Source organism: Kitasatospora sp. NPDC018058 (assembly GCF_044327205.1).
Taxonomy (GTDB): domain Bacteria; phylum Actinomycetota; class Actinomycetes; order Streptomycetales; family Streptomycetaceae; genus Kitasatospora.
Map to the genome: position 1 here is coordinate 15,210 of NZ_JBIRFA010000049.1, position 23,834 is coordinate 39,043.

Annotated in this window: 21 protein-coding genes and 1 pseudogene; 11 read left to right on the forward strand and 11 right to left on the reverse strand. The window is 71.3% G+C overall.

Annotation, left to right across the window (positions count from 1 at the left end):
- The first annotated feature begins 525 nt into the window (after window positions 1–525).
- From ACH4E7_RS38735 to ACH4E7_RS38745, 3 genes are all read left to right on the forward strand, one after another.
- Window positions 526–2,988, forward strand: a complete 2,463-nt coding sequence (locus ACH4E7_RS38735; RefSeq protein ID WP_396253891.1) for an RICIN domain-containing protein — start codon at window positions 526–528, stop codon at window positions 2,986–2,988.
- Window positions 2,989–3,081: 93 nt separating this feature from the next.
- Window positions 3,082–5,493: a ricin-type beta-trefoil lectin domain protein gene (locus ACH4E7_RS38740; RefSeq protein ID WP_396253892.1), complete on the forward strand. Its 2,412-nt coding sequence runs from the start codon at window positions 3,082–3,084 to the stop codon at window positions 5,491–5,493.
- A 194-nt stretch (window positions 5,494–5,687) separates the two neighbouring features.
- Window positions 5,688–6,776, forward strand: a complete 1,089-nt coding sequence (locus ACH4E7_RS38745) for an aldose epimerase family protein (RefSeq protein ID WP_396253893.1) — start codon at window positions 5,688–5,690, stop codon at window positions 6,774–6,776.
- A gap of 537 nt (window positions 6,777–7,313) precedes the next feature.
- On the opposite strand, the gene ACH4E7_RS38750 is transcribed toward ACH4E7_RS38745, so the two are convergent.
- Both ACH4E7_RS38750 and ACH4E7_RS38755 read right to left on the reverse strand, forming a co-directional pair.
- Window positions 7,314–8,486 carry a M20 family metallopeptidase gene (locus tag ACH4E7_RS38750; RefSeq protein WP_396253894.1) on the reverse strand — a complete coding sequence of 391 codons (1,173 nt, stop codon included), beginning with the start codon at window positions 8,484–8,486 and terminating at the stop codon, window positions 7,314–7,316.
- A 57-nt stretch (window positions 8,487–8,543) separates the two neighbouring features.
- Window positions 8,544–10,106 (reverse strand): AbgT family transporter, encoded by a 1,563-nt coding sequence (locus tag ACH4E7_RS38755; protein WP_396253895.1) that lies wholly within the window; start codon window positions 10,104–10,106, stop codon window positions 8,544–8,546.
- Window positions 10,107–10,222: 116 nt separating this feature from the next.
- On the opposite strand from ACH4E7_RS38755, the gene ACH4E7_RS38760 reads away from it, so the two are divergent.
- From ACH4E7_RS38760 to ACH4E7_RS38785, 6 genes and pseudogenes are all read left to right on the forward strand, one after another.
- The gene (locus tag ACH4E7_RS38760) at window positions 10,223–11,251 is read left to right on the forward strand and encodes an Lrp/AsnC ligand binding domain-containing protein (RefSeq protein WP_396253896.1); all 1,029 of its coding nucleotides are present in this window, start codon (window positions 10,223–10,225) and stop codon (window positions 11,249–11,251) included.
- A gap of 144 nt (window positions 11,252–11,395) precedes the next feature.
- Window positions 11,396–11,665 (forward strand): annotated as a pseudogene (locus tag ACH4E7_RS38765) (helix-turn-helix domain-containing protein); the annotation flags it as partial.
- A gap of 251 nt (window positions 11,666–11,916) precedes the next feature.
- A complete protein-coding gene (locus ACH4E7_RS38770) occupies window positions 11,917–12,543 on the forward strand; it encodes an isochorismatase family protein (RefSeq protein ID WP_396253897.1) in 627 nt (208 codons plus the stop codon).
- Between the two features lie 984 nt (window positions 12,544–13,527).
- The gene (locus tag ACH4E7_RS38775; protein WP_396253898.1) at window positions 13,528–14,070 is read left to right on the forward strand and encodes a hypothetical protein; all 543 of its coding nucleotides are present in this window, start codon (window positions 13,528–13,530) and stop codon (window positions 14,068–14,070) included.
- Window positions 14,071–14,156: 86 nt separating this feature from the next.
- Window positions 14,157–14,453, forward strand: coding sequence for a tail fiber domain-containing protein (locus ACH4E7_RS38780; RefSeq protein ID WP_396253899.1), 297 nt, complete (start codon window positions 14,157–14,159; stop codon window positions 14,451–14,453).
- Window positions 14,454–14,624: 171 nt separating this feature from the next.
- Entirely contained in the window at window positions 14,625–15,335 is a 711-nt protein-coding gene (locus tag ACH4E7_RS38785; protein WP_396253900.1) for a 2OG-Fe(II) oxygenase, read from the forward strand.
- Window positions 15,336–15,617: 282 nt separating this feature from the next.
- On the opposite strand, the gene ACH4E7_RS38790 is transcribed toward ACH4E7_RS38785, so the two are convergent.
- From ACH4E7_RS38790 to ACH4E7_RS38805, 4 genes are all read right to left on the reverse strand, one after another.
- A complete protein-coding gene (locus ACH4E7_RS38790; RefSeq protein ID WP_396253901.1) occupies window positions 15,618–16,322 on the reverse strand; it encodes a hypothetical protein in 705 nt (234 codons plus the stop codon).
- A gap of 19 nt (window positions 16,323–16,341) precedes the next feature.
- Window positions 16,342–17,052, reverse strand: a complete 711-nt coding sequence (locus ACH4E7_RS38795; protein WP_396253902.1) for a class I SAM-dependent methyltransferase — start codon at window positions 17,050–17,052, stop codon at window positions 16,342–16,344.
- 222 nt (window positions 17,053–17,274) lie between these two features.
- Window positions 17,275–17,454, reverse strand: coding sequence for a hypothetical protein (locus ACH4E7_RS38800; RefSeq protein WP_396253903.1), 180 nt, complete (start codon window positions 17,452–17,454; stop codon window positions 17,275–17,277).
- Between the two features lie 213 nt (window positions 17,455–17,667).
- Window positions 17,668–17,916: a hypothetical protein gene (locus ACH4E7_RS38805; protein WP_396253904.1), complete on the reverse strand. Its 249-nt coding sequence runs from the start codon at window positions 17,914–17,916 to the stop codon at window positions 17,668–17,670.
- On the opposite strand from ACH4E7_RS38805, the gene ACH4E7_RS38810 reads away from it, so the two are divergent.
- Window positions 17,894–18,109, forward strand: a complete 216-nt coding sequence (locus tag ACH4E7_RS38810; protein ID WP_396253905.1) for a hypothetical protein — start codon at window positions 17,894–17,896, stop codon at window positions 18,107–18,109. The genes ACH4E7_RS38805 and ACH4E7_RS38810 overlap by 23 nt on opposite strands.
- A 69-nt stretch (window positions 18,110–18,178) precedes the next feature.
- Here the strand turns inward: ACH4E7_RS38810 and ACH4E7_RS38815 are convergent, their stop codons facing one another.
- The 3 genes from ACH4E7_RS38815 to ACH4E7_RS38825 are packed head-to-tail and all read right to left on the reverse strand — an operon-like array spanning window position 18,179 to window position 20,908.
- Window positions 18,179–18,931 (reverse strand): DUF4097 family beta strand repeat-containing protein, encoded by a 753-nt coding sequence (locus tag ACH4E7_RS38815; protein WP_396253906.1) that lies wholly within the window; start codon window positions 18,929–18,931, stop codon window positions 18,179–18,181.
- 16 nt (window positions 18,932–18,947) lie between these two features.
- Complete coding sequence (locus ACH4E7_RS38820; protein WP_396253907.1) at window positions 18,948–19,592, reverse strand: response regulator; 645 nt, start codon at window positions 19,590–19,592, stop codon at window positions 18,948–18,950.
- A complete protein-coding gene (locus ACH4E7_RS38825) occupies window positions 19,583–20,908 on the reverse strand; it encodes a sensor domain-containing protein (protein WP_396253908.1) in 1,326 nt (441 codons plus the stop codon). Before ACH4E7_RS38825 ends, ACH4E7_RS38820 begins: the two co-directional genes overlap by 10 nt.
- 201 nt (window positions 20,909–21,109) lie before the next feature.
- On the opposite strand from ACH4E7_RS38825, the gene ACH4E7_RS38830 reads away from it, so the two are divergent.
- Window positions 21,110–21,427, forward strand: a complete 318-nt coding sequence (locus tag ACH4E7_RS38830; RefSeq protein WP_396253909.1) for a hypothetical protein — start codon at window positions 21,110–21,112, stop codon at window positions 21,425–21,427.
- 465 nt (window positions 21,428–21,892) lie between these two features.
- On the opposite strand, the gene ACH4E7_RS38835 is transcribed toward ACH4E7_RS38830, so the two are convergent.
- Together ACH4E7_RS38835 and ACH4E7_RS38840 are read right to left on the reverse strand one after the other, a co-directional pair.
- On the reverse strand, window positions 21,893–22,516 hold the full coding sequence (locus ACH4E7_RS38835; protein ID WP_396253910.1) for a hypothetical protein: 624 nt from the start codon (window positions 22,514–22,516) through the stop codon (window positions 21,893–21,895).
- Window positions 22,517–22,628: 112 nt separating this feature from the next.
- Entirely contained in the window at window positions 22,629–23,675 is a 1,047-nt protein-coding gene (locus tag ACH4E7_RS38840) for a YncE family protein (RefSeq protein WP_396253911.1), read from the reverse strand.
- Window positions 23,676–23,834 lie beyond the last annotated feature (159 nt).

Genomic DNA, 23,834 nt, shown 5'->3' on the forward strand with positions numbered 1-23,834 from the left:
GAACCGATCAGAAAGCATCGCAATCAAACGCGATGGATCAAAAGAAAGCGCCTGGCCATGAGGTGAGTCAAGCTCATGGTTCCCCTTGGGAGCTATTGAGACCGTCTCGTTATGCCACTGTGCTCCCGGCTTGGCGCGGGGTTGCTCGGAGTCGCTGGATCGCGTGTGATCTCCCGGATCGAAGCAGGTTGTCGGTGCGTTCGAGCAAACTTACCGATTGGTAGGTTGTCGCCCTGGACAGCTTCGAGCAAAGCCGGAGCAGCGTCAATGGCGCGTGGCAGGGTCATGGTGGTGATGGGCGGCGGCCCCGCTCGGCGGCGCGGATCAACTGTCAACTTCGTGGGCATGATGCCCAGGAGTGTTGCATTTCATTCGAAGTTGTTGATTGTTGTTGAAAGCTGGGTCTACTGTCCTCCCGGCGGTCGGCATGCACCCGCCAGCGCCCGTCCCGGCGGTCCGTCCGTGACTCCGGTGCTGGTGACCCCCATCCCCCTGCCGACCCGGCCCGAGGAGCAGGAGCAGTCGATGAGCACACCACCCCATCCGTTCCGCCGGGGCGTCACCGCCCTGGCGGCATTCGCACTCGGCGTCGCCACCGCCGTCGCGGCCGCGCCGGCCGCGGAGGCTGCGGAGGCCGCGCCCGCCCCCGCAGCGCAGTCCGTGACGATCGACGGCTCCTCGCCGGGGCGGGCCTACGACGGGCTCGGCGCGATCAGCGGCGGCGGCGCCACCTCGCGCCTGCTGGTCGACTACCCCGAACCTCAGCGCAGCCAGGTGCTGGACTACCTGTTCAAGCCCGGCTACGGCGCCTCGCTGCAGACGCTGAAGGTGGAGATCGGCGGCGACGCCAACTCCTCCGACGGCCCCGAGCCGTCCCACATGCGCACCCCCACCGAGGTCGACTGCGACCGCGGGTACGAGTGGTGGCTGATGGAGCAGGCCAAGGCCCGCAACCCCAAGATCACGTTCTACGGTCTGGAATGGGCCGCGCCGGGCTGGCTGAACGGCGGCATCTGGTCCCAGGACAACATCACCTACCTCCAGTCCTGGCTCGGCTGCGCCCAGCAGCACGGTCTGAACGTCGGCTACCTCGGCGGCTGGAACGAACGCGGCTACGACAAGACCTGGTTCGAGAACCTGCGCGCCTCCCTCGACGGCCACGGCCACCAGGACACCGTCCTGGTCGCTTCCGACAGCGACGACGAGCACTGGTCGATCGCCGCGGACATGGCGAGCGACCCCGCCTTCGCCAAGGCCGTCGGCGTCATCGGCCTGCACGGCACCTGCTGGCACTCGACCCCGGTCTACACGGCCTGTCCGGGCAGCGGCACCGCGACCGGGCTGGGCAAGCGGCTGTGGGCCTCCGAGGACGACAACGACAGCTACGGAGCCGACCCGGCCGCCCTGGCCCGCAACGTCAACCGCGAGTACCTCGACGCCCGGATCACCTCGGACATCAAGTGGGCGCTGGTCAGTTCCTGGCCCTCGGAGCTGCCCTACGCGGGCGCCGGCCTGATGGCCGCCGACCAGCCCTGGTCCGGCAACTACGCGGTGGGCCGCGACATCTGGGTGATGGCGCACACCACCCAGTTCGCCAAGCCTGGCTGGCAGTACCTGGACGCCTCCAGCGGCTACCTCGCCGGCGCCGGCGCCAACGGCGACCCGCACAGCGGGAGTTACGTCACGCTCAAGTCCGGCCGGGACTACAGCGCGGTCATCGAGTCCACCGACGCCACCGCCGCGCAGACCGTCAACGTCAAGGTCACCGGCGGCCTGTCCACCGGCCCGGTGCACGTCTGGGCCACCGACACGAACTCCACCGACCCGTCGAGGTGGTTCGTCCACACCCAGGACGTGACGCCGAAGGGCGGTTCGTACTCCCTCACCGTGCAGCCCGGTTACGTCTACACGGTGACCACCACCACCGGCCAGGGCAAGGGCACCGCCGTGGCGCCCCCGTCCACCGCGATGCCGCTGCCCTACCGGGCCGACCTCAGCGGCTACGCCGCGGGGGCCACCGCCCGCTACTTCCACGACTGGGCCGGCGCCTTCGAGACCGCGCCCTGCCCGTCCGGGGCGACCACCCCGATGTGCCTGCGTCAGGTGATCACCCAGGCGCCCATCCCGTGGCACGACGACATGAACTACACCCCGCTCACCCTCCTGGGCGACCCGTCCTGGGCGCACTACCAGGCGAGCACCGACGTCGTCCTCGAACAGGCCGGCACCTCCGCCGAACTGCTCGGCCGCATCGACCACGTCGACCACGACCGCTCCGGCTACCACCTGAAGATCGACGACACCGGCGCCTGGAGTCTGTTCACCGAGGACCGCGCCGGAGCCGACACCGTGCTGGCGAGAGGCAGCTACCCCGGCGCCGGGGCTGGCACCTGGCACAGCCTCACGCTGGCCGTGCAGGGCCAGAACATCACCGCGTCGATCGACCACATGCAGGTCGCCTCGGTCGCCGACGCCGGCCACGGCACCGGCCAGATCGGCCTGGGTGTCGGCGGCTTCCAGCACGCCGACTTCGCCAACACCACCGTGACGCCGCTGGCCGCCCCGGCCACCCACACGGTGACCAGCGCCAACAGCGGCAAGTGCCTGGACGTCACGGGCGCGTCGACGGCCGACGGAGCCCAGGTCGTCCAGTGGACCTGCGGGGCCGGTAAGGCCAACCAGCAGTGGACCATCGTCCCGGTCGCCGGAACCGGCACCGTCCAGCTGGTGTCGGCCAACAGCGGCAAGTGCCTGGACGTCACGGGCGCGTCCACCGCTGACGGAGCCCAGGTCGTCCAGTGGACCTGTGGCACCGGCAAGGCCAACCAGCAGTGGACCCTCGTCCCGGCCACCGGGGCCCGGGTCGAGCTGGTGGCGGCCGGTAGCGGCAAGTGCCTCGACGTGACCGGCGGCTCGACCGCCGACGGCGCGCAGGTCATCCAGTGGACCTGCGGCACCGGTGCCAACCAGGAGTGGACCGTCTCGTAACGGGACCGGCGAAGCCCCTGCCCCCACATCGTGCCGGGCGCCTGCGGGCGTCCGGCACGGACCGCCACCTCTCCCCACACCCAGGAGACGCCCATGGGCCGTCAACACCTGTCATCGACCTGGCGCACCGCCCTGAGCGCGGCGCTCGTCCTCGCCGGCGCGCTGGGCGGCCTGACCGCGCCGGCGGGCGCCCGGGCCGCCACCCCCACCGCCGCCCCCACCGCCGTCACCATCGACGGCACCAAGCCGGGCCTCACCTTCGACGGGGTCGGCGCGATCTCCGGCGGTGGCGGCAACTCCCGCCTGCTGGTGGACTATCCGGAGCCCCAGCGCAGCCAACTGCTCGACTACCTGTTCAAGCCCGGCTACGGAGCCTCGCTGCAGGTGCTGAAGCTGGAGATCGGCGGCGACACCAACTCCACCGACGGCGCCGAGCCCAGCATCGAGCACACCCGCGGCACCGTCGACTGCAACCAGGGCTACGAGTGGTGGCTGGCCGAGCAGGCCAAGGCCCGCAACCCCGACATCAAGTTCTACGGCCTGTCCTGGGGTGCCCCCGGCTGGATCGGCAACACCGGCAGCGGCGGCAACTTCTGGTCCCAGGACAGCGTCAACTACCTGATGGACTGGATGGGCTGCGCCACCCGGCACCACCTGAACGTGTCATACCTCGGCGGGTGGAACGAGCGCGGCTTCGACAAGGCCTGGTACGAGAACCTGAAGAGCACGCTCGTGGCACGCGGTTACGGCGCCACCAAGGTCGTCGCCGCCGACGACACCTGGGACGTGGCCGACGCCATGGCCACCGACCCGGCATTCAAGAACGCCGTCGACATCGTCGGCGTCCACTACCCCTGCGGGTACATGAGCGACTTCAGCAGCTGCCCCAGCCCGGCGAACGCCCAGGCGCTCGGCAAGCCGCTGTGGGCGAGCGAGAACGGCTCCGAGGACGCCGACGGCGGCGCCCCGGCGGTGGCGCGCGGGATCAACCGCGGCTACCTCGACGGAAAGATGACCTCGTTCATCAACTGGCCGGTCATCGCCGCGCTCTACCCCGACCTGTTCTTCTCCACCGACGGGATGTCGATCGCCGACCAGCCCTGGTCCGGCACCTACAGCATCGGCAAGACCACCTGGGTCACCGCGCACACCACCCAGTTCACCAAGCCCGGTTGGCGCTACATCGACTCCGCGAGCGGCTACCTCGGCGGCGCCCGCACCAACGGCAGCTACGTCACGCTGAAGGGCGCGAACAACCGCGACTACAGCACCGTGATCGAGACCCTGGACGCCACCGCCGCCCAGACCGCGAGCTTCACCGTCAAGGGTGGCCTGTCCACCGGCAACGTCCACGTCTGGTCCACCGACCTCAACTCCACCAACCCCGCTGACTGGTTCGTCCACCAGCAGGACGTCACCCCGGCCCACGGCACGTACACCCTCACCCTGCAGCCCGGCCGGGTCTACACCGTGACCACCACCACGGGCCAGGGCAAGGGCACCGCCACCCCGCCGCCTGCCGCGCCGATGAAGCTGCCCTACGCCGACGGCTTCGAGACGCCCGCGACGACCACCTCGCCGAAGTACTTCGCGGACATGAACGGCGCCTTCCAGACCGTCGCCTGCGGCGGCGGCCGCACCGGCACCTGCCTGCGCCAGATGGCCCCGACCAGGCCGATCAACTGGACCGACGAGCCGTACAACGCCCCGTACACGATGATGGGCGACGGCAGCTGGTCCAACTACACCGTCACCGCCGACACGATGTTCGAGCAGTCGAGCACCGTCGAACTCCTCGGCCGGGTCAACCAGCAGGGCCGCAACAACAACGGCCTGAACGCCTACCACCTGCGGGTCAGCGACACCGGCGCCTGGTCCATCGACAAGAGCGACACCAGCTGGCACTTCACCACCCTCGCGAGCGGCACCACCACCGCCCTCGGCACCGGCCGCTGGCACACCGTCGCGCTCACCCTGGACAACGCGACCCTCACCGCGAGCATCGACGGCACCGCCGTGGGCAGCACGACCGACACCAGCTTCACCAACGGACGCGCCGGCCTCGGCGTGACGGGCTACCAGACCGACCAGTTCGACAACTTCGCCCTCACCCCCGGCACCCCCACCACCCACACCGGACCGATCGCCTCCGCTCTGCCCGGCACCTGCGCCCGACCCACCGCCGGGACCAGCGGCGCCGCCGTGCAGCTGTGGGCCTGCGACGGCAGCGCCGAGCAGCTGTGGACCCGCACCAACGGCACCCTCACCCACAACGGCAAGTGCCTGGACGTCACCGGCGGTGGCACCGCCAACGGCACCCCGGTCGAACTCTGGGACTGCAACGGCGGCGCCAACCAGCAGTGGGCGCCTCAGCCGGACGGCAGCCTGAAGAGCGCCCAGTCCGGCCGCTGCCTCGACGACCCCGCCGGGGCCACCGCCGACGGCACCCCGCTGGAGATCTGGGACTGCAACGGCGGCGCCAACCAGCGCTGGACCCTGCCGTAGCTCCCTGACGGTCCGGACCCGCCCCTTCCAGGCCCCAGGGCCTGCGGGGGCGGGTCTCCCGGCGATCCGCGCGGCGGGCTGGCGACCAGTCGGCCACCGGTCGGCGGGCCGGCCGTCCTACGGCGGGTACCGCCCCGCGTCCGCACCCTGTTCCGCACCCCTCTTCCGCACCCTGCCCGAACGGAGAGCAGCCCGTGCCCAGAGACGTACTCGTCTCGACCGGTGACCTGATGGTGGCCCAGGAGGCCGCCGCGACCATGCCGAACGGGCAGCGCATCACCCGGTGGACGTTCGGCTCCCGGACCGGTGTGACGGCGGAGGTGCTGAGCCTGGGAGCCCGCCTCCAGGCCCTGCACGCGCCGGACCGGGCCGGGCGGCGGGCCAACGTGGTTCTGGGCGGCGGCAGCGTCGAGGACCTGCTCGGGGACGCCGCCTACCTCGGTACGACGGTCGGCCGCTACGCCAACCGGATCGCCGGCGGTGTGCTTCCGCTGGCCGGCACGACGTACCGGCTGGCCACCCAGACCACCGGCCACACCCTGCACGGCGGCTCGGACGGCTTCGCCACCCGCCTCTGGGACGGCGTCCCGGTGCGGGCGGACCGGCAGGTCGGCGTCCGTTTCCGCCTTCGCAGCCCCGCCGGGGACCAGGGGTTCCCGGGAACCCTCGCCGCCGAGGTGACGTACCTGCTCGACCCCGACGGCGGGCTCTCGATCACCTACCAGGCTGCCACGGACGCCCCGACCGTCGTCAACCTCACCAACCACGCCTACTTCAACCTGGCCGGCGAGGGACGGGGAACGGTGCACGACCACCTGCTGCGCGTCGAGGCGACCGGCTACCTTCCGGTGAACCGGGACCTGATACCCCTCGGCCCCGTCGAGCCGGTCGCCGGCACCCCCTTCGACCTCCGCCACGCCCGCAGGATCGGCACCCGCATCACCACGGATCACCCCCAACTCCGCGCGGCCGGAGGCGGGTTCGACCACACCTGGGCACTCGACGGCACCGGACTGCGCCGCGCCGCCCTGCTGAGCCACCCGGCGAGCGGCCGACACGTCGAATGCCTGACCACCGAACCGGGACTCCAGGTCTACACCGGCAACCACTTCGACGGCACGCTGACCGGTCGCTCCGGCCGCCGGTACACCCCGTACGCGGGCATCGCGCTGGAGACCCAGCACTTCCCCGACTCGCCCAACCGGCCCGACTACCCCTCCACCCTGCTGCGCCCGGGGGAGAAGTACCGGTCGAGGACGGTGTACCGCTTCACGGCCGGGTAGCGGTGCTCCGCCGAGCCGAAGTCCGGGCGAAGCGCGCCGCACCGGTGGGCGGCGTCGACCAGCTCGTCGAGGGCCTCCCGGAGACGGTGGTCCGCGGCGTCGACCTCCTCGGTGGCGGGTAGCCGGCCGCCGGGGAGCGGGAGCAGGGAGCCGGTGCCGGTAGCGGCCAGTGCCGCTCGCAGGAAGGCCGCGAGCGAGGCCCAGGGATCGGGGCGGGCCGCGACACTGCCGGCCGACGCCTGGGTGGTGGGCGCGGGCTACGACCAGAACAAGCAAGGGAACCCTCGCCCGGGGCATGCTCGCCGACTTCACCGTCCTCAGCGACGACCTGCTGGGCGTGGCCCCCGAGCGCATCGGCAGCCTGGCCGTCGGGGGCATCGCGCACGACGCGGGGGCGTTGAAGGTGTCCTGAGAGAGCAGAGGGAGGCGCGCAGGAGTTCTGCACCCGACTGGCCGAGGAGGCCGGCCGACCCGACGAGGACGGACCGCGACGACCGTCACACAGGCCGGTCGTCGCGGTCCGTCCTCGGCCGCCGTTCAGCGGTGCAGCGGTTCCGCCAGTCGTTCCAACAGACCGGCGACCAGGGCTGTCTGCGCGGGGACGGTGTCGGGGTAGATGAACTCGCCCTGGGCGTGGGCGCCGTCGCCGACCGCGCCCATGCCGCACAGCACCGGCAGGCCGAGGGCGGCGACGAAGTTCGCGTCGCTGGCGCCGCCGACGGCGGCGGCGGGCAGGTCGTGGCCCTGCTCGCGGGCGATCTCGCGGGCGAGGTCGAGGAGGGGGGAGGAGGCGGCGTTGAGGGTCATCGGGGGCCGGTTCCAGGCGTGGTCGATGTCGATGCGCACGCGCGGGTCGCTAACCTTGATGGCCTCCAACTCCGCGTCCACGCGCTCCCGTTCGGCCTCGCTGCTGACCCGGATGTCGACGCACGCGGTGGCGAGCCCGGCGACGACGTTCGCGGCGGAGCCGCCGGTGATGAGCCCCGGGTTGATCGTGGTGCCGAGATCGGGGGAGGCGACGGCCGCGGCGGCGACCACGAACTCGGACAGCGCGGTGATGGCGCTGGCCCCGTCCTCGGGCGCCAGTCCGGCGTGTGACTCGACGCCGCTGGCGGTGATGCGGAAGGTGCCGTTGCCCTTGCGGGCGGTCTTGACCGCGCCGTTCGCGCTCGGCTCCAGCACGAGCGTCACGTCCACGTGCTGCGCGACCTCCTCGATCACCGGGCGTGAGGACCGGGAGCCGACCTCCTCGTCACCGTTGAAGAGGAAGGTGACCGTGGGCACGGGTACGCCGCTCTCCCGGGCCAGCTTCAGGGCCCAGATCCCCTGGGCCAGACCGGTCTTCATGTCGAAGATGCCCGGCCCGCTGAGCTTCGCCCGGCCGTCCGCCTCCGGCGGCGCCCAGCCGGCGAGGGTGCCGGTCGGCCACACGGTGTCGTAGTGGCCGACCAGCGCGACGTGCCCGGGGCCGGTGCCCGCGTAGGTCATGATGAGGGTGTCGCCGCGCTCGCCGCCGGGGTGGCGGTGTTCGTGGCCGGGCTGCCCGAGCCGGTGGACGGCGAGGTCGTGCAGCAGGTCCAGGCCGGCCGAGAGACGGGGCAGGTCGTAGCTGCTGGTTTCCTGGTCGACGAGGGTCAGGATGTCGCTGACGATCTCCGGCGAGACCTCCTGGGCGCAGTCGATGAGGGGGGCGGCGGGCGACGCAGACATGATCGGCTTTCTCTTGCGAACGGGTGGCGTGGTTTCCGGTGGAGTCGGGCGGGCGGCTCAGCCGATGCCGAAGGGGATGCCGAGCAGGTACCAGATGAGGAAGAAGGCGACCCAGACCACCCAGGCGACGGCGGCGACCGGGAGGGTGAAGGAGGCGAGGGTGCCGATGCCGGCGTTCCTGCGGTACTGGCGCAGGTAGGCGACGGCCATCATGAAGAACGGACTCATCGGGGTGATGCACTTGGTGACCGAGTCGGCGACCCGGTACATGGCCTGGGTGGCCTCCGGGTGGATGCCGGTGAGCATCAGCATGGGCACCAGGACCGGGGCGACCAGCGCCCACAGCGCGGAGCCACTGGTGACCAGCAGGTTCATCACGGCGATCAGCACGGCCACGCCGAGCAGCACCAGCCAGCCGCTCAGGTGGAGGTCGCGCAGTAGCTCGGCGCCCTTGACGGCGAGGACGTCACCCAGGTTGGTCCACTTGAAGTAGGCGAGGAACTGGGACAGCGCGAAGAACAGGACGATGGTCGGGGCCATCGACCTGGTGCCGTCGGCCATCGCGGCCATCACGTCGGGGGCACCGCGGAAGGTGCCCGCGAGTCGGCCGTAGACCCAGCCGATCACGGCGAAGAACACCCCGAGAACCAGTGCCATGCCGCTGAACACCGGCGAGTTGACGATGCCGCCGTGGTCGCCGCGCAGTGGCGAGTGCGTCGGGATCATCGCCACCACCAGGAGCACGGTGAGGCCCAGCGCGACCAGTGCGGCCCCGCGCAGCGCGGTCCGCTGCCGCGCGGTCGCTTCCATTGCCTGCGCCTGCGCCTTCTCGTCGATCGGCGCGGCGGCCACCGCCTCGTCGGGCTCCAGGTCCGAGCGCCGTGTGAGGACCGTCTCGACGACGATCGTGATCACCACCGCCATCAGGACTGAGGACGCGAGACCGAAGTAGTAGTTCGCCACTGGGGTCACGACGTAGTGCGGGCTGACGACATGGGCTGCGGCGGTGGACACCGACGACAGCAGCACGTCGGTCGTGGTGAGCGACGGGGAGGCGTTGAAGCCCGCGGAGATCGACACGTAGGCGACGACGCAGCCGAGGACCGGACTGCGGCCGGCGGCCCGGTAGAGCGCGGCACCGAGCGGGATCAGGGTCACGTACGCGGCGTCACCGGCGACGTGGCTGACCATGGCGGTCAGCGCCAGCGCGAAGGTCAGGAACTTGCCCGGCACCCGCGCGACCAGGCGGTGCAGCAGCGTCTCGAAGAGCCCGCTCTTCTCGGCGACGACGATGCCGAGCATCACGATCAGCACGGTTGCCAGCGGCGGGAAGTTCGCGAAGTTGTCGACGGCGTGCCCGACGACGAGGTTGAACCCGTCCTTGCTGAGCAGGTTCTGCACCTTGACGGTCTTGTGCGTGCCGGGGAGCACCGCGCCGACGTGCTCGGCGGCCAGCACGGCACTGAGCACGGCGACGAGGGCCGCGAGGGCCCAGAACATCCAGAACGGGTCGGGTAGCCGGTTGCCGGCCTTCTCGATCGCCGCCATCGCGCGGTTCATGGCGCGCATGGATCTCGAGCCGGGCTCGGTCTCCCGGGACTCGGTCATGGTGGCACTCATGGCTACCCTTTCGGCACTACTGAGGGATGTTTTCGCACACAATGGCATCCAAGTGAGAGATTTGCTAGATCTCCTGTGTCACGATGGGATCAACTGGCAGTCTAAGGTACGGAAACATGACTGGGCCTCTCCTCGACGAGCTCGACCGGCGCCTGATCGGGGCGCTGCACGTAGCCCCCCGGGCCACCTGGGACGACATCGGCGCGATCCTGTCCGCCGACGCGGGCACCCTCAAACGCCGCTACGACCGGCTGCACAAGGCCCACATGGTGCGCGTGGTCGGGCAGGCCGACTGGGGCCTGCACTCCACGGCGATGCCGGTCCACGTCTTCCTGGACATCGCCGGCGACACCCCGCTGGCGGTCCTGGAGCGGCTGCGTGACCTTCCCCACGTCCAGCGGCTGGCGCAGATCTCCGGCGACTACCCCCTCTACGCCGTGATCCACGCCCCGTCCGAGGCGGCCACCAGCGAGGCGATCGACCGGCTCTTCTCGATCCCCGGTGTCCGCCGCGTCAACGCCCTGCCCGCGCTCAGCACCCTGCGCCGGGGCGCCACCTGGGACCCGCAGTTCCTCACCGACGCCGAGCGCGCCGGCCTGCTGGAACTCGCCGGGGTCAGCCCGGAGGGCACCGCGACGGCCAACCCGCCCGCCAAGCCCCTCAGTGATGCCGAGCGCAGCGTCGTCACGCAACTGATCCAGGACGGCCGGGCCTCCGCCGCGAGCATCGCGCGCTCCGCCGCCCTGCCCACCTCCACCGCACACCGGGTGGTGCGCCGGGTCCTGGACGAGCGCTGGGTCAAACCGCGCCTGGAGATCGTGTCGGAACGGCTCGGCTTCCAGACCCCGTTCATGCTCCGCCTGCGGGTCGCCCCCGGCGAGACCCCCGAGGTCATGCAGCGCCTCGACCGGCTGCCCCAGACCCGCCTCGCCGTCCACGTCGCCAGCGACCTGTCCGTTCTCTGTACCGGCCTGGTCACCGACCGCTCCGCCCTGGCGGCCTTCATCGACGAGGAGCTCGCCGAGATCCCGGGCATCCTGGCGGTCAGCGTCTACGTGATGCTCGCCGAACCGCGCCGCTACTGGCTGGACCGGGACCTCGCCTCCGGCGCCCTCGGCACCTTCCACGCGCCCACGCTGCTCTGAACGGGCCTTCGGGGTGGCGGGTCGTCCGGGGATTCCTGTATTTCTGTCGGCCTGTTCCCGCTGACCGTCGCCCCCTCCCGCCCGGAGCCTCCGCGAGCGCGACCCGTCTGTCGCTCGCGGGACTTGAGACTGGAGTACCCAATCATGGAAAGCACGAGCGGCGTCGGCGTGCTCGACAAGGCCACCTCGATCCTCGGCGCCCTGGAGGCCGGCCCCGCCAGCCTGGCCGGACTGGTCGCCGCTACCGGCCTGGCCCGGCCAACTGCCCACCGACTCGCCGTCGCACTCGAACACCACCGACTGGTCGCCAGGGACCTGCAGGGCCGGGTCATCCTCGGCTCCCGACTCACCGAACTCTCCGCCGCAGCGGGCGAGGACCACCTGTCGGCCGCCGCCGGTCCGGCCCTGACTCACAGGTCGCTCAGTTGCCCTGGCTTCGTCCCGGCGCCCGGGCTGTCGCGCCGGGCCCTGCGTTGGCGATCGGCCACGCGATGGAGAGCGGTCTTGAAGGCGGCGCACTCCTGCGTGCCCAGTGCCTTCGCGTGGCGTTCCTCGATCGTGCGCATGATGGAGGTGGCGGCCTCCATCTGGAGCAGGCCGCTCAAAACCGACCATCACGATTGATGACCGATGAGGGTGTGGCTCAACCTCCGAAGGAGTGAAAGATGAGCGAGCGCAGCAAGTTTCTGGAGCCGATCACCCGGGAGAACGCCGCCGTGGTACTGGTCGACCACCAGGTGGGCCTGCTGTCCGGCGTCCGGGACATCCCGCTCGGCGAGCTGAAGCACAACGTGGTGGCGCTGGCACGCGCGGCGACCGTGTTGGGTATCCCGCTGGTCGTCACCACCACGGCGGCCGACAGCATGTGGGGGCCGACCGCCCCCGAGCTGGTCCAGGTGCTGCCGGCCGGACAGAAGATCATCGACCGCAGCACGGTCAACGCCTGGCACGACGACCGGGTCCGCGAGGCCATCGAAGCCACCGGCCGGCAGAAGCTGGTCTTCGCCGGGGTGTCGCTTGAGGTGTGCGCCGCACTGCCCGCGATCTCCGCGACGGCCGCCGGCTACGACGCCTACGTCGTCGTCGACGCCTCCGGCACCTTCAGCCAGGCCAAGCGTGAGGCCGGACTGCTGCGCATGCAGCAGGCGGGCGTCATCGTCAGCGACTACGCCACCCTCATGGTCGAGGCCCTGGCCGACAACGCCGCTCCCGAGGCCGCCGCCCTCTACACCGTCCTGGACATGCCGTTCGCCGTCCTGGTCGGCCAGATCTCCGCCGCCCGCCACGCATAGAGGTCCACCGGCCGACCAGCGGAGACACGGTCTGACCCGGAAGTCGGATGCTTCCGGCGGCACGAGTGCTCACCTACTGGCGGCAACGGCACCGAGTCTCCACGTTGGCCTTGTTCCTGTCCTCGTCGCTGCTCACCGGGGTGCGAGTTTCTGCGCGGCGCCGTGATCACGGAACCTGTGCCTGCGTGGGTGAGGCAGCAGCGGCTGTCCGCCGGGTGAGCCCGTGGAGGGCGCGAGGGGTCTGCCTGCTGTGCTATCTCTGCAGGTAGGACACGGTCTGCGGCACGCCTAGCCCCCAGGCCGGCACCGCGGCCCCTCTGCCTTCTGCTGGGTACGCCCTCGCACGGCATCGCAGGCAGCGCCGGGCGCCGCACCCTGTGCCGTTCGGAAACTGGTCGTTGCTGGTCAGGCCGCGTATCGGTACTCGTTGGTGACACCGCCGAGCACTCGGCTGCTCGACACCGCCGAGCAGCACGACGACTCTCTCGCGGGCCTCGGCATCGTGGCGCACCACGACCTCGACCTGCGGGACCGCCTTGCGCAGTTCCTCCTCCTCCAGAGCCGCTGGGACTATCAGGTTTCCGAATTCATGACACTCCCATCAGAGCCTCGCGGACGGCAAGGTTTGGGTGTCGGTACCGGCTGAGATCTTCTTCTGCAGCTGCATATCTGGTTAGCGGCGCTCCTGTACCCCCACAAGGTGGGTCGAATTGGGCAACGGAGTCGTGCGTCGGTTGTGGCGTGTTCTTCGGCGATCGCTCATTGGTCTGTGTGTGTCGATCGTGTTCGTCACCGTTCTGCCGGCCGTTCATCAGATGGTGCGAACTCGTGCTTGTCAGCTGGTTGCGCCAGATGGGCGTGGTTACGCTCGGTTGCGTCGTCCGAAGGAGGACGGCGCCCCGTCGCGTGCTGCACGTGCCCAGGCCGTCTCGGCCGTCATGCGCTGGTGCGGATCACGCTCGGGTAGTTCCCATGGGAGTGGACATGAGTTCTGTAGGTCGTAAGACCGTCGCGGTGATGGCCGCGGCTTTGGCGTCGCTGGGCGCGGGGAGCGGTGTCACCGCCTCTGCGACCACCCCGTCGGCCGCGTCGTGCAGCAGCGGGGCGGAATGCCCCAGCCTGAAGCCGACCAGGCTCACGGCCAGCCAGGCCACCTTGAATGTCACCCAGATGCAACTGGAGAACATCAACGCGGCGGCGTCCGACGCGGTGACCGGGGAGCCCATCCGCGGTGCGAAGATCGTGTTCGCCACCATGGGCGGCCGGACGCTGGGAATGGCGTACACGGACGACACCGGAATCGCCGCGATCACCGCTCCGGAGGACCTGGGTCCCGGAACCCTCCAGGAGTTGCTGGGCGGCTACGAGGCCGCGTTGGTCGGCGACGGCGTCCACGCCCCGGTCGGGGCGCACGGGGCGATCACCGTCGGCACCGACCAGGGCCCCGGTGTCCCGGGGCAGCCATGCGCCATCTGCAGTGACCGCGGGCTCAAGCAGGACGTGGTCCCGGTCGACTGGAGCCGGTAGAGGTGCGGGTCTTCCGCCGACGGCCCCGGGCGGCTGACCACGGTGTCCCGGCCCGTCGTTCGGCCGGCGCGCGGGAGAGCGGCGCTGTGGCCCCGGTCGGTGCGGTCAACGGCCACGCGGTTCTGGAGACCGTGGCCGCACTGCCGATCAGTACCTGGCGCTACCTTTGGGAGCCCGAGGACATGCGCCACCTCGGGCCGATGGCCCAGGACTGGCACGCCGCCTTCGGCTTCAACCAGGACGACACCACCATCCCCGTCGTCGACGGCCTCGGCGTCGCCCTGGTGTGCGTCCAGGCACTGCACCGCCGCGTGGAAGAACTCACGGCCGAAGTGGATCGGCTGCGAGAAGCCGCGACCAGGACCACGCCCGAGGCCGCGTGACGACGCCGGACGGCCCGCTGTGATACTCCGGCGGTCGCAGGGACGGACCGCCGGCGGCCACGGGCGCAGCCCACGCTCGCCGCCCAGTGCGTGGGGAGCTTGGGGGAGTTGGCCCCTGCGGAACACCCATCGCGATCCAGAAGGCAGGACCCTATGACAGGTCAGGACACTGTGGCACGAAACGACGCAGCGACGGGACCGTCCGAGGTGATGGATCAGCGGTCGCCAGTGTGTACGGACGCGATCTGGCGGCTTCCGGTGACGGTCTGTCGCATCACCCAGTTCCTGGGCGAGCATACGGCTGGCTCCCTACTGGAGCGTGCCATCGCCTGCGCCGGCGACACGTTGAAGCCCTCCATGATTCAAGACCAGCAGGTGGTTCCCGACATTCGCCGGTCCCGCTCGTGTCAGGACTTCGCCGCGCCTGAGTTGATGGCGGCCATCGATGGGGTACTGGAGGCGGTCGAGCACACGCTGGGAGTCTCCTGCCAGTACACCGAGCCCGGCTACGGCCTCAACGTGCACAACGACGGCGACTTCTACCGGGCGCACCAGGACACCAGTGCCGAGTTCGCCCCCCGACGTCTGCTCACGTTCGTGTATTACCTGCATCGCACGCCCCGGCCTTTCGACGGGGGCGAGTTGCGCGTGTTCGACGCCGCCCTGCCGCTGCACACGGAGACAACCGGCAGGTGGGAGGAGCGCACCTGGCGGGACTGGGAGCCCGAGCACGACAGCATCGTGTTCTTCCGACCCACCGCCTGGCACGAGGTACGGCCAGTCAGCTGCCCGAGCAAGCAGCACGCGGACAGCCGCTTCGCCATCAACGGCTGGCTGTGCAGCCCTGACCCCGCGGTCCGCGGGAATGACGTGAGCCTGTGAGGCTCATCGTCCCCGACACCGACTGAATGCCGGTGCCGAGCATGCCCTCGAACAGGTCGGTGAGTTGGCCGGCGTAGTGCTCGGCGCCGTAACGAAGGAACGTGGCGGCCTGGTCGGGGGTCCAGCAGGTGCGCTCCTCGGCACGCGGCTTCGGGAGGACAGCGTGTTTGGCCGGGTGGTAGTGCAGGCGCCAGGAGCGGACGGCGGCGTTCAACGCGTTCCGCAGGGTGGAGACGGCCCGGTAGACGGTCTCAACGCCGAGGGCATCACCTGCCGGTCAGGTCACCGCGGCCGGGGTGCCACGGCGGCGGAGCCGTGCGCACCGCGGGCGGCCAGCCTGCGGGCGACCCCGTCCGCGAGCAGCAGCAAGGCGGTGGTCACCAGCGCGGCCATGTGTTCGTAACCCGCCAACTCCGGGTCCACCGCCGTGATCGCGGCCGTCAGCAGCACCACGCCCAGCGCGGTCCAGCGCGCCCCGAACCGCCAGGCGACCAGCAGGCCCAGTCCGATTACGGCCGCCGACGGCCCGGTGTCCCGGACCTGGGCGAATGCGGCGGGCAGGTGGAGCAGGTGGCCGGGCGGCCGGGACACCCCGAAGCGCGCGTAGCAGGTGCCCACCAGCGAGCAGGTGTACCCGACGGCGAGCGTGCGCCACGGGCCGAGGGTCAGCTCGGCGATCGCGAAGACCACGAACACCTGGGCCAGCGCCCCCCAGACCGGCAGGTCCAGGGCCGGCACGAATATCGAGACCGGGAAGCGCAGCAGCGCGACGTCCCACGGCTCGGTGGCCCGGACCACGCCTATCCGGGAGACGAAGGCCGCCCCGCTCGGGAACTCGTCGACCGCCGCGAACAGCAGCACCAGGCAGCTGGAGACCACGGTGAGGGTCAGTGCGGCGGCGCCCCTGGCCCGCAGCCGGGCGCGCGCCCGGCGGTAGAGCGGGCCCCACTCGCTCTCGGCCGCGCGCCGGATACCGGGGTTGTTCACGATGGTCCTCCAGTCCCGATCAGGAGCCGATGGTGGCCGCACGCCGGTCCGCGGCACCGGCGTGCGGCCGGCCGTCGGAACCCGAGGTGCACGGCCGCAGCAGCGCGAAGTAGGCCAGAGCCGGTCCGGACTGCCGGATGACGTGCAGGCCGACGGCGTTGGCGTGCCGGGCCAGGGTCGCCGGGCGGATCTGGTGGCGGTCGAAGAACTCGCCGACGACCAGGCGACCGGTCGGCTTGAGGACCCGGCGCAGCTCGCTCAGGGTGGCGGGGACGTCCGGGATCTCGCCCAGCGCGGTGACCAGGTAGGCGGCGTCGAACGTGGCGTCGTCGAAGGGGAGTTCGCGCGCGTCGGCCAGGGTGGGGACGATGGTGTCGAGGCCGGATCCGGCGGCCCGGCGCATCACGTGGTCGAGCATCTCCTGCTGGATGTCGACGATGTCCAGCCGGCCGTCGGCGCCGAGCCGGGGCGCCACCTGGAGCGACTGCAGCCCGGTGCCGGGACCGATCTCCAGCATCCGCTCGCCCGGCAGCGGCTGGAGCTGCTCGGCCAGCCGCTCCCAGGACAGGAACGGCAGTGGCAGGTCGAGCAGTCGGTGCTGCGCGTAGGGGTACGGCGCGGAGTCGGTCACCCACCAGGCGGTGGCCGCGGCCGCGACCGAGGCGCCCGCAAGGGCCCAGATGCCGGCCTTGCCGAACGGGACGCGCAGGGGTGAGGAGGGGTGGCGCATAGTTCTTCTCCAACGTTGGTCGTCGGCGTGGGGCGGCGGTGCCCGCTCAGTGGATGTGGATGCCGCCGTTGGCCAGTGGCCTTCACCGGTGGTTCGCGGTGGCGCTGCGGGGCGGCGCACCTGCGCCGCCCTGCACTGACCATCTGCCCTCCAGCCAACAGCAGTTCGGCCGGGCCGGACACGTTGCCAGCCCACCGAACCGGGGTAGGGATAACCCACCTGTCAGTCCCAGCCGTTGTTGTCGGGCGGGGTGGTGGTGTCGGCCGGGACGGCAGCGGCCCGCGGCTGCGCGGCGGCGCTGACTCCGGATGCGATGGCGGGCGCGACGAGGGTGAGGGTGATCGTCGCCAGTGCGGCGGCGGCCGCGGCCGCGAGGTTGGCCCGTCGTGCGTGGGTGTTCATGCCGCTGTTCCCCCGGATCGTGTGTCGAGAGTGATCCGCGGGCCGTGGTGTGCGAGTGTCTCGGTCCTGGTTCCCAGGCCTTGATCGGCCTGCGATTCCGTGGTGACAGGCTGTTGAGGACACGTGAGCGAATACCGGCGCCATGCTGTTGTCATGGCAAGGTGTTGCCGTGCCGGAGCCCCGGGGCGTCCTCGAGCCGCCGGCGCGTGGCGGTCAGTTCTGGTCGTCCGGCTGGTCGCCGGAGAGCAGGAGGTCGTCGAACCCCGGCACCGGGGTGGCGGCGAGATGACTCAGCCGTCCGCCGCCCGTGCGCTGGTAGGCGGTGCCGACGGCGAGTGTGGCCGCCTCGGCGTCATGCAGCCGGGCGTGGGAGACGAAGAGGACGGCGGCGAACACGGTGTCGCCCTGGCGATCGGCGAAGACGTGCTGCAGGCCGTGGGTGGCCGGCAAGGAGCTGGACATCCGCGGGTCGTTCGGCGGCAGCCCGGGTGAGTACCGCCAGACGCTGCGGGACATCGCCGAGGGCCGGATCGACGCCGGTGCCGTCACCACCGGCGTCACCGGCCCGGACGGACTGGCCGGGGCGATCGCCGAACTCGGCGAGCCGGAGCGGCACGCGAAGTTCGTCGTCGACCCCTCGCTGGTCGCCGGCTGATCCTCCGAACGACGGTGGCGTCCCCGGGATCTCCCGGGGACGCCACCGTCGTTCGCGGCACGGGCGTGCTCAGTGGACCATGATGTCGCCGCGCGTGGTCTTCACCACCACGCTGTGCGGCGCGTCCGTGGCGGTGTTCGGCAGCGAGACGCTCGGCGACGACCAGGAGCTCTGCGCGTCGACGTGGTAGGTGGCGTCGTGAGGCACCTTGAGGTCGACCCCGCCGTAGCCCGTGGTGACCTTCAGGGAGGCGGGTGCCGCCGTGAAGGAGGCGCTGACCGCGCCGTCGGTGGTCACCTCGGCGTTGGGGGCGCTGCTGTCGGCGAGGGTCACCCCGCCGCCCGTGCTCCGCACGGTCAGCGGGCCGGACGACTGGTCCACCTCGACCCCGCCCAGCCCGGTGGTCAGATCCAGCCGGCCGGTCAGGCCCTTCGCCTGGATCCCGGCGTCCCCGGTGTTCACCTGCGCGGCCAGGCCGGCCGGCACCGTGATCTGCAGGTGCCCCGAGCAGTCGTCGGAGCAGCCGGCGGTGACCGTGACGTCCGCCCCGGACCGGGTGACGGAGACCTGCGGGACACGGCCCGTGTAGCTACCGCTCATGGCCACCGTGACCTGCGAGGAGCCGTCCTGAGTCAGCGTCGCGCCGACTCCGTCGGCCTGGACCGTCACCGTCACCTGGCTGGCGCCGGCCGCGTCCTGCTGCCAGTTGCCGCTGTACGGGTGGTGCGCCGGAAGCAAGTCGATCACGATCCAACTGGCGGCCATGGCGACGACCGCGGCGAGGGCGGCCAGCCCTATGAGGAGGCAGCCGCGGCGCTTCATCGGTGTGGTAGTGATCTCAGGCTCCCAGGTAGCGCAGGACGGCGAGCACGCGGCGGTGGTCCCCTGCCTCCTGCTGCAGATCGAATTTCACGAAGATGCTGCGGATGTACTTCTCCACCGCCGCCGTGCCGATCACCAGATCGGCCGCGATCCCGGCGTTGGAACGGCCCCCCGCCATGGCCGTGAGGACCTCCCGCTCGCGCGGCGTCAGGGTGGACAGCGGATCCCGCTGCCGGCTGCCGGCCAGCAACTGCTTGACCACCTCCGGGTCGAGGACCGTCTCGCCCGCGGCGACCCGGCGCAGCGCGTCCACGAACTCCTCGGCGTCCGATACCCGGTCCTTGAGCAGGTAACCGACCCCGTTGTCATCGGTGTTGACCAGGTCGATGGCGTAGCGCTCCTCGACGTAGTGGGAGAGCACCAGGACGCCGGTCTCCGGCCAGCGGGCGCGTACCGCCAGTGCGGCGCGCAGGCCCTCGTCCAGGAAGGTGGGCGGCATCCGGACGTCCGTCACACAGGCGTCCGGCCGGTGTTCGGCCACCGCGCGCAGGAGTTGCTCCCCGTCGCCGACCGCGGCGACCACCTCGATCCCCTGTTCGCTGAGCAGCAGTTCGATGCCCTGGCGCAGCAGCGCGGAGTCCTCGGCCAGCACTACCCGCATGGCAATTCCACCTCGATCACGGTCGGTCCACCCACCGGACTGCTGAGCCGGAACCGCCCGTCCACCCCGGACACCCGGTCCGCCAGACCAGTCAGACCCGTGCCGGCCGCGAGGTCGGCTCCGCCACGTCCGTCATCGCCGACCTTAACGTCCAATCGGGCGCCCTCCCGCCGGATCTCCACCCAAGCGCGGGTCGCATGAGCATGCTTGGCCACATTGGTGAGCGCCTCGGTCACCGTGAAGTAGGCGACCGCCTCGATGGTGGAGGAGGGGCGCGGCTCCACCAGGACGTCAAGGCGCACCGGCACCGGAGCCAGCGCGGCGACGGCGGAGAGCGACGCCTCCAGGCCGCGGTCGGTCAGCACCGGCGGGTGCAGGCCGCGGGCCAGGTTGCGCAACTCGGCGATGGTGCTGAGGGTTTCCCGCCGGGCGTCCTCGACCAGCTTGTTGGTCTCGTGGTCACCGGACTTCTTCAAGCGTGAGCTGGCCCGGCCCAGGGTGATCGACATCGCCACCAGCCGTTGCTGGGCACCGTCGTGCAGGTCCCGCTCGATCCGTTTGCGCTCCGCCTCGGCGGCGTCCACCACCCGGGCTCGACTCTCCGTCAGATCGTTGATCCGCTGCTCCAGCTCCATGCCGCGGGGCCGGGAGAGCAGTGCGACGGCCAGCGCGGTGTCCAGCGCCAGCAGGAGTTTGACGATCAGGGGGGAGAGGACCGCGCCGACCAGCAGCGCCACCGCCGCGACCAGCAGCGCCCGGGGCAGGGAATCCACCACGAACGGCCCGAGCTGGGCCTGCCCGCCGGGCAGGCCCCGGTAGTAGGCCGGAAGCAGCACCAGGGTCAGCGGCACGGCCCAGATCAGCGCCACCCCGACCACGGTCACCACCGCCACCGGCATCAGCAGTACGAAGTAGCCGATCAGCCGCCAGGTGCAGGGGTTGTGGACGAGCGACTGCAGCGACTTGGCCAACCGCCACGAAGAGACCGGCGCCGGCAGCTCGTCGAGCTCCAGCCCGCAGGTCACGGCGAACCGGGCGCGCTCGACGGCGGCCAGCCGGAACAGCGCCCACCCCGCCGCCACCGTGAGCGGCAGGCCCACCAGGCCGGCCGGCGCCAGGCAGAGGGCGACGACCAGCACGACCAGCACGGCCAGTCCCGCCAGCGCCACCAGACCGTCAAGTGCCAGGTGGATCGACGCCCGCCACAGCACGGGGGAGGCCAGCGCGCGCAGCGGATTGCCCGGCACCACCTCGCGGGGTGGCCGGGCGTCCGTCCGGGCTCTGCCGGTGGCACGGCCGGCGATGTTCTCGGTCAACTGCTTCGGACCCGCTCTCGTGGGCAGTGCGGGCGGCGACCAGGTCACCGTCCGCGCCTCGATTCGACAAGGGGACGGTACCCAACCCGACCACCCGTCGACAGCGAGGAGAGCCCACCAGCGGGGGGTAGGGTTTACCCCCGTCCGGCCGGTGGGTTCACGCTGCCGACCCGGCGCCGCCCGGTGCGACATCGTGGGGACATGACCGATCGACACTCGAGCGCCGCCGGCCGCCCCTGCCCGGCCGGCAGGACCGACGACATCGAGCAGTTCCTCGTGCACTACGGGGACACCATCGACGACCGGGTCGCCGAGATCGTCGAAGAGGTCCTCGGCGAGCAGCTGAGGCGGTACCGGCGCGACGTTGTGCTGCCGGTCACCGTCGCGCTGCTGGCGGCCGCGGCCGTCTCGCTGGCGCTCATGTGGTGGAGCCCGTGGACAGTTCCCCTGGTGTGGGCCGCCACCTCCGTCATCTGCGTGTCGCTGTCGCAGACCGCCCGGATCACGCGCCGCTCGTAACGGGCCGCGACCGAGTGCTCGGTCACGACCGCCCCGGACGGACGGCACCGGAGGCGGCTACGCGGTCCCACCCCGCTCCCGGCCCACGGCCTCCTCGATGGCCCGCTGCGTGTCGGTGGGGCGTCCCGGCTTGGCGGTGCCGGACATCGCTGGTAGGGACGGGCGCCTTCGGCTGGCGGGGACTGTCCCAGTCAGCAGGAGGGGACCGGTCCCCGCCCGTGTCCACGCCCCTGGAGGGCGTTCCTCGGGGATCGGTCCGGGTCGCGGCCCCGGATAGCGGCTCGTCCGACCTCACCGTCCGCTGAGGGTCGCCCGGTGCGCGGCGGCCGACAAGACCCGGGGGTGTCTCGGAATCGTCCCGATCGCGGGGCGCGGACCCCCAACTGCCGTGTGTGGTGGTCACGGTGTGGTCCGCTGAGCGGGCGCGCGGGTCCACGCCGGGAGTGGGTGCTGCGTTCGGGTGGGTCAGTGGGCGTCGCGGCAGGTGCCGGTGGGGGTGCAGAGGGCGATGGAGAGGGGCTTGCCGGTCGGGGGGATCCGATAGTGGTATTCGGCGAAGGTGACGAGATCGCCGCCACCGAGGTCGCCGGCGCCGAGGTCGATGGTGCGGTGGTGGACGGGGCTGACGATGTGGCCGGTGTCGCCGGAGACTTCGATGTCGTCCACCTGGCCGCGGTAGGCCGTGAAGGCGTAGGCGTCCACACCTGCCGTGGTGTCGGTCGGCATGGGGGTGCGGGGGACGAGGTCCTCGATGGCGGTGAACCAGATGGTCGTGGGCGCCTCGCCGTTGTGGTTGACGATGGCGTAGCAGACGTCGAAGTTGTCCACCAGCCAGAACGCCATCGCCCGGTACCGGCCGTCGGTGTCGAGGACCACCAGGGTCGGCAGTGTCGGTTTCGGGCACTGGGGTGGCGTGTTGAGCGAGCCGACGAGGTCCACGATCCACTGGGCGGACGGCGGGGCGGGTTCGGGGAGGAGGACCGGGTGGCGGATCGGGCCGGGGACGGGGATCGGCTCGCACGCGGCGGCCGCGGCCAGGGCCGTTACCAGCGCTGCCGTCGAACAGAGCGCACCGAAGCCGCGTTTCATCGTGTCTCCCCGGAACGACGGGTGGGACTCAGGATGCGCCTCGACTCGGGCGGCGGCAAGACTCCGGGCGCGGGCCGCGCCCGGAGTCCGATGGCGTGTCAGGCCGCGCGTGTCAGGCCGGGCGGGGGAGGTAGGCGAGGCCGTGGGCGCCGGGTTCGGCGAGTTTGGGGAGGGTGAGGCGGGAGACGGGGGTGAGGATGTCCAGGTCGATGATGTCGACGGTGGAGGAGACGACGCTGGAGACGTAGGCGAGGCGGCCGTCGGGGGAGGAGGTGATGGTGAGGGGGAAGAGGCCGATCTCGACGGAGCCGAGCTGCCGGTGGGTGTCGGCGGAGAACACGGTGAGGCGGCCGGGGGCCTGGCTGCCGAGCGGGGAGGTCGGGTCGGGGACGGAGCGGATCTCGCCGGCCAGGAGCTTGCCGGTGGCGGTCAGATGGACCGGGAGCACGGCGTTCTCGGTCGGGAGGGTGGCGACCACCGTCGCCGAACGGGCGTCGATGACGCGGATGCCGGGGGTGGAGTCGGGCTTCCCGGCGAAGCCGAGGTAGGGGGCGGCGACGTAGGCGAGGGTGCCGTCGGGGGAGACGGCGAGGCCCTCGCTGCCGGGGACCTCGACCTTGGCGGTCAGGACGCCGCGGTCGAGGTCCACGACGGAGACGAACGGGGCCTCCTTGTTGGTGGCGAAGCCGGTGCGGCCGTCCGGCGTGATGGCGAACCAGTGCGGGCCGGGGGCGTCGGTGTCGATCCGGCCGATCGGGCGGCGGGTCGCGGTGTCGATGACCACGACGCCGCCGGGGCGGTCCGTCGAGGCCTCGACGCTGACGTAGAGGCGGCGGCGGGCGGTGTCCAGGGCCAGGCCGTGCGGGCCGTGCTCGGGGGAGAGGTCGATCACCTCGACGATCCGGCGGGTGTCGGCGTCGATGGCGGTCAGTTCGGTGCGGTGGCCGTCGTGGGCGTTGTAGTAGCCGGAGCGGTAGGCGGTGGTGCACCAGAGCAGGCGCTGGGTCGGGTCGAAGCACAACTCGTGCGGCTGGGCGGTGACTTCGAGCGTGTCGAGGATCCGGTCGGTGGCGGCGTCGAAGAAGGAGACGGTCGGTCCGCTCTGGCTGACGACGGCGAGGACGTCGCCGGCGAGGTGGGAACGGGGGTCGTTCGGCACAGGTGCTCCTTGAAAGGGTTTCCGCGGTGAAACGGGTTCCGCCGTGGAACGGGTTTCCGAGTGGACGGCTCCACTCTCGGCGGCCCGGTGCGGCGGAACAATGCAAGGATTGGCAAGGGATAGTTGCCTCAGGCGCAAAAGTACAGTTCAGGAGCCTCA

What these genes read in the sequence shown, in the direction of transcription:
- ACH4E7_RS38735 (WP_396253891.1), top strand. Translation starts at nt 526, where the DNA reads ATGAGCACACCACCCCATCCGTTCCGCCGGGGCGTCACCGCCCTGGCG.
- ACH4E7_RS38740 (WP_396253892.1), top strand. Translation starts at nt 3,082, where the DNA reads ATGGGCCGTCAACACCTGTCATCGACCTGGCGCACCGCCCTGAGCGCG.
- ACH4E7_RS38750 (WP_396253894.1), bottom strand. Translation starts at nt 8,486, where the DNA reads ATGTCTGCGTCGCCCGCCGCCCCCCTCATCGACTGCGCCCAGGAGGTC.
- ACH4E7_RS38755 (WP_396253895.1), bottom strand. Translation starts at nt 10,106, where the DNA reads ATGAGTGCCACCATGACCGAGTCCCGGGAGACCGAGCCCGGCTCGAGA.
- ACH4E7_RS38760 (WP_396253896.1), top strand. Translation starts at nt 10,223, where the DNA reads ATGACTGGGCCTCTCCTCGACGAGCTCGACCGGCGCCTGATCGGGGCG.
- ACH4E7_RS38770 (WP_396253897.1), top strand. Translation starts at nt 11,917, where the DNA reads ATGAGCGAGCGCAGCAAGTTTCTGGAGCCGATCACCCGGGAGAACGCC.
- ACH4E7_RS38775 (WP_396253898.1), top strand. Translation starts at nt 13,528, where the DNA reads ATGAGTTCTGTAGGTCGTAAGACCGTCGCGGTGATGGCCGCGGCTTTG.
- ACH4E7_RS38795 (WP_396253902.1), bottom strand. Translation starts at nt 17,052, where the DNA reads ATGCGCCACCCCTCCTCACCCCTGCGCGTCCCGTTCGGCAAGGCCGGC.
- ACH4E7_RS38800 (WP_396253903.1), bottom strand. Translation starts at nt 17,454, where the DNA reads ATGAACACCCACGCACGACGGGCCAACCTCGCGGCCGCGGCCGCCGCC.
- ACH4E7_RS38805 (WP_396253904.1), bottom strand. Translation starts at nt 17,916, where the DNA reads ATGTCCAGCTCCTTGCCGGCCACCCACGGCCTGCAGCACGTCTTCGCC.
- ACH4E7_RS38815 (WP_396253906.1), bottom strand. Translation starts at nt 18,931, where the DNA reads ATGAAGCGCCGCGGCTGCCTCCTCATAGGGCTGGCCGCCCTCGCCGCG.
- ACH4E7_RS38820 (WP_396253907.1), bottom strand. Translation starts at nt 19,592, where the DNA reads ATGCGGGTAGTGCTGGCCGAGGACTCCGCGCTGCTGCGCCAGGGCATC.
- ACH4E7_RS38830 (WP_396253909.1), top strand. Translation starts at nt 21,110, where the DNA reads ATGACCGATCGACACTCGAGCGCCGCCGGCCGCCCCTGCCCGGCCGGC.
- ACH4E7_RS38835 (WP_396253910.1), bottom strand. Translation starts at nt 22,516, where the DNA reads ATGAAACGCGGCTTCGGTGCGCTCTGTTCGACGGCAGCGCTGGTAACG.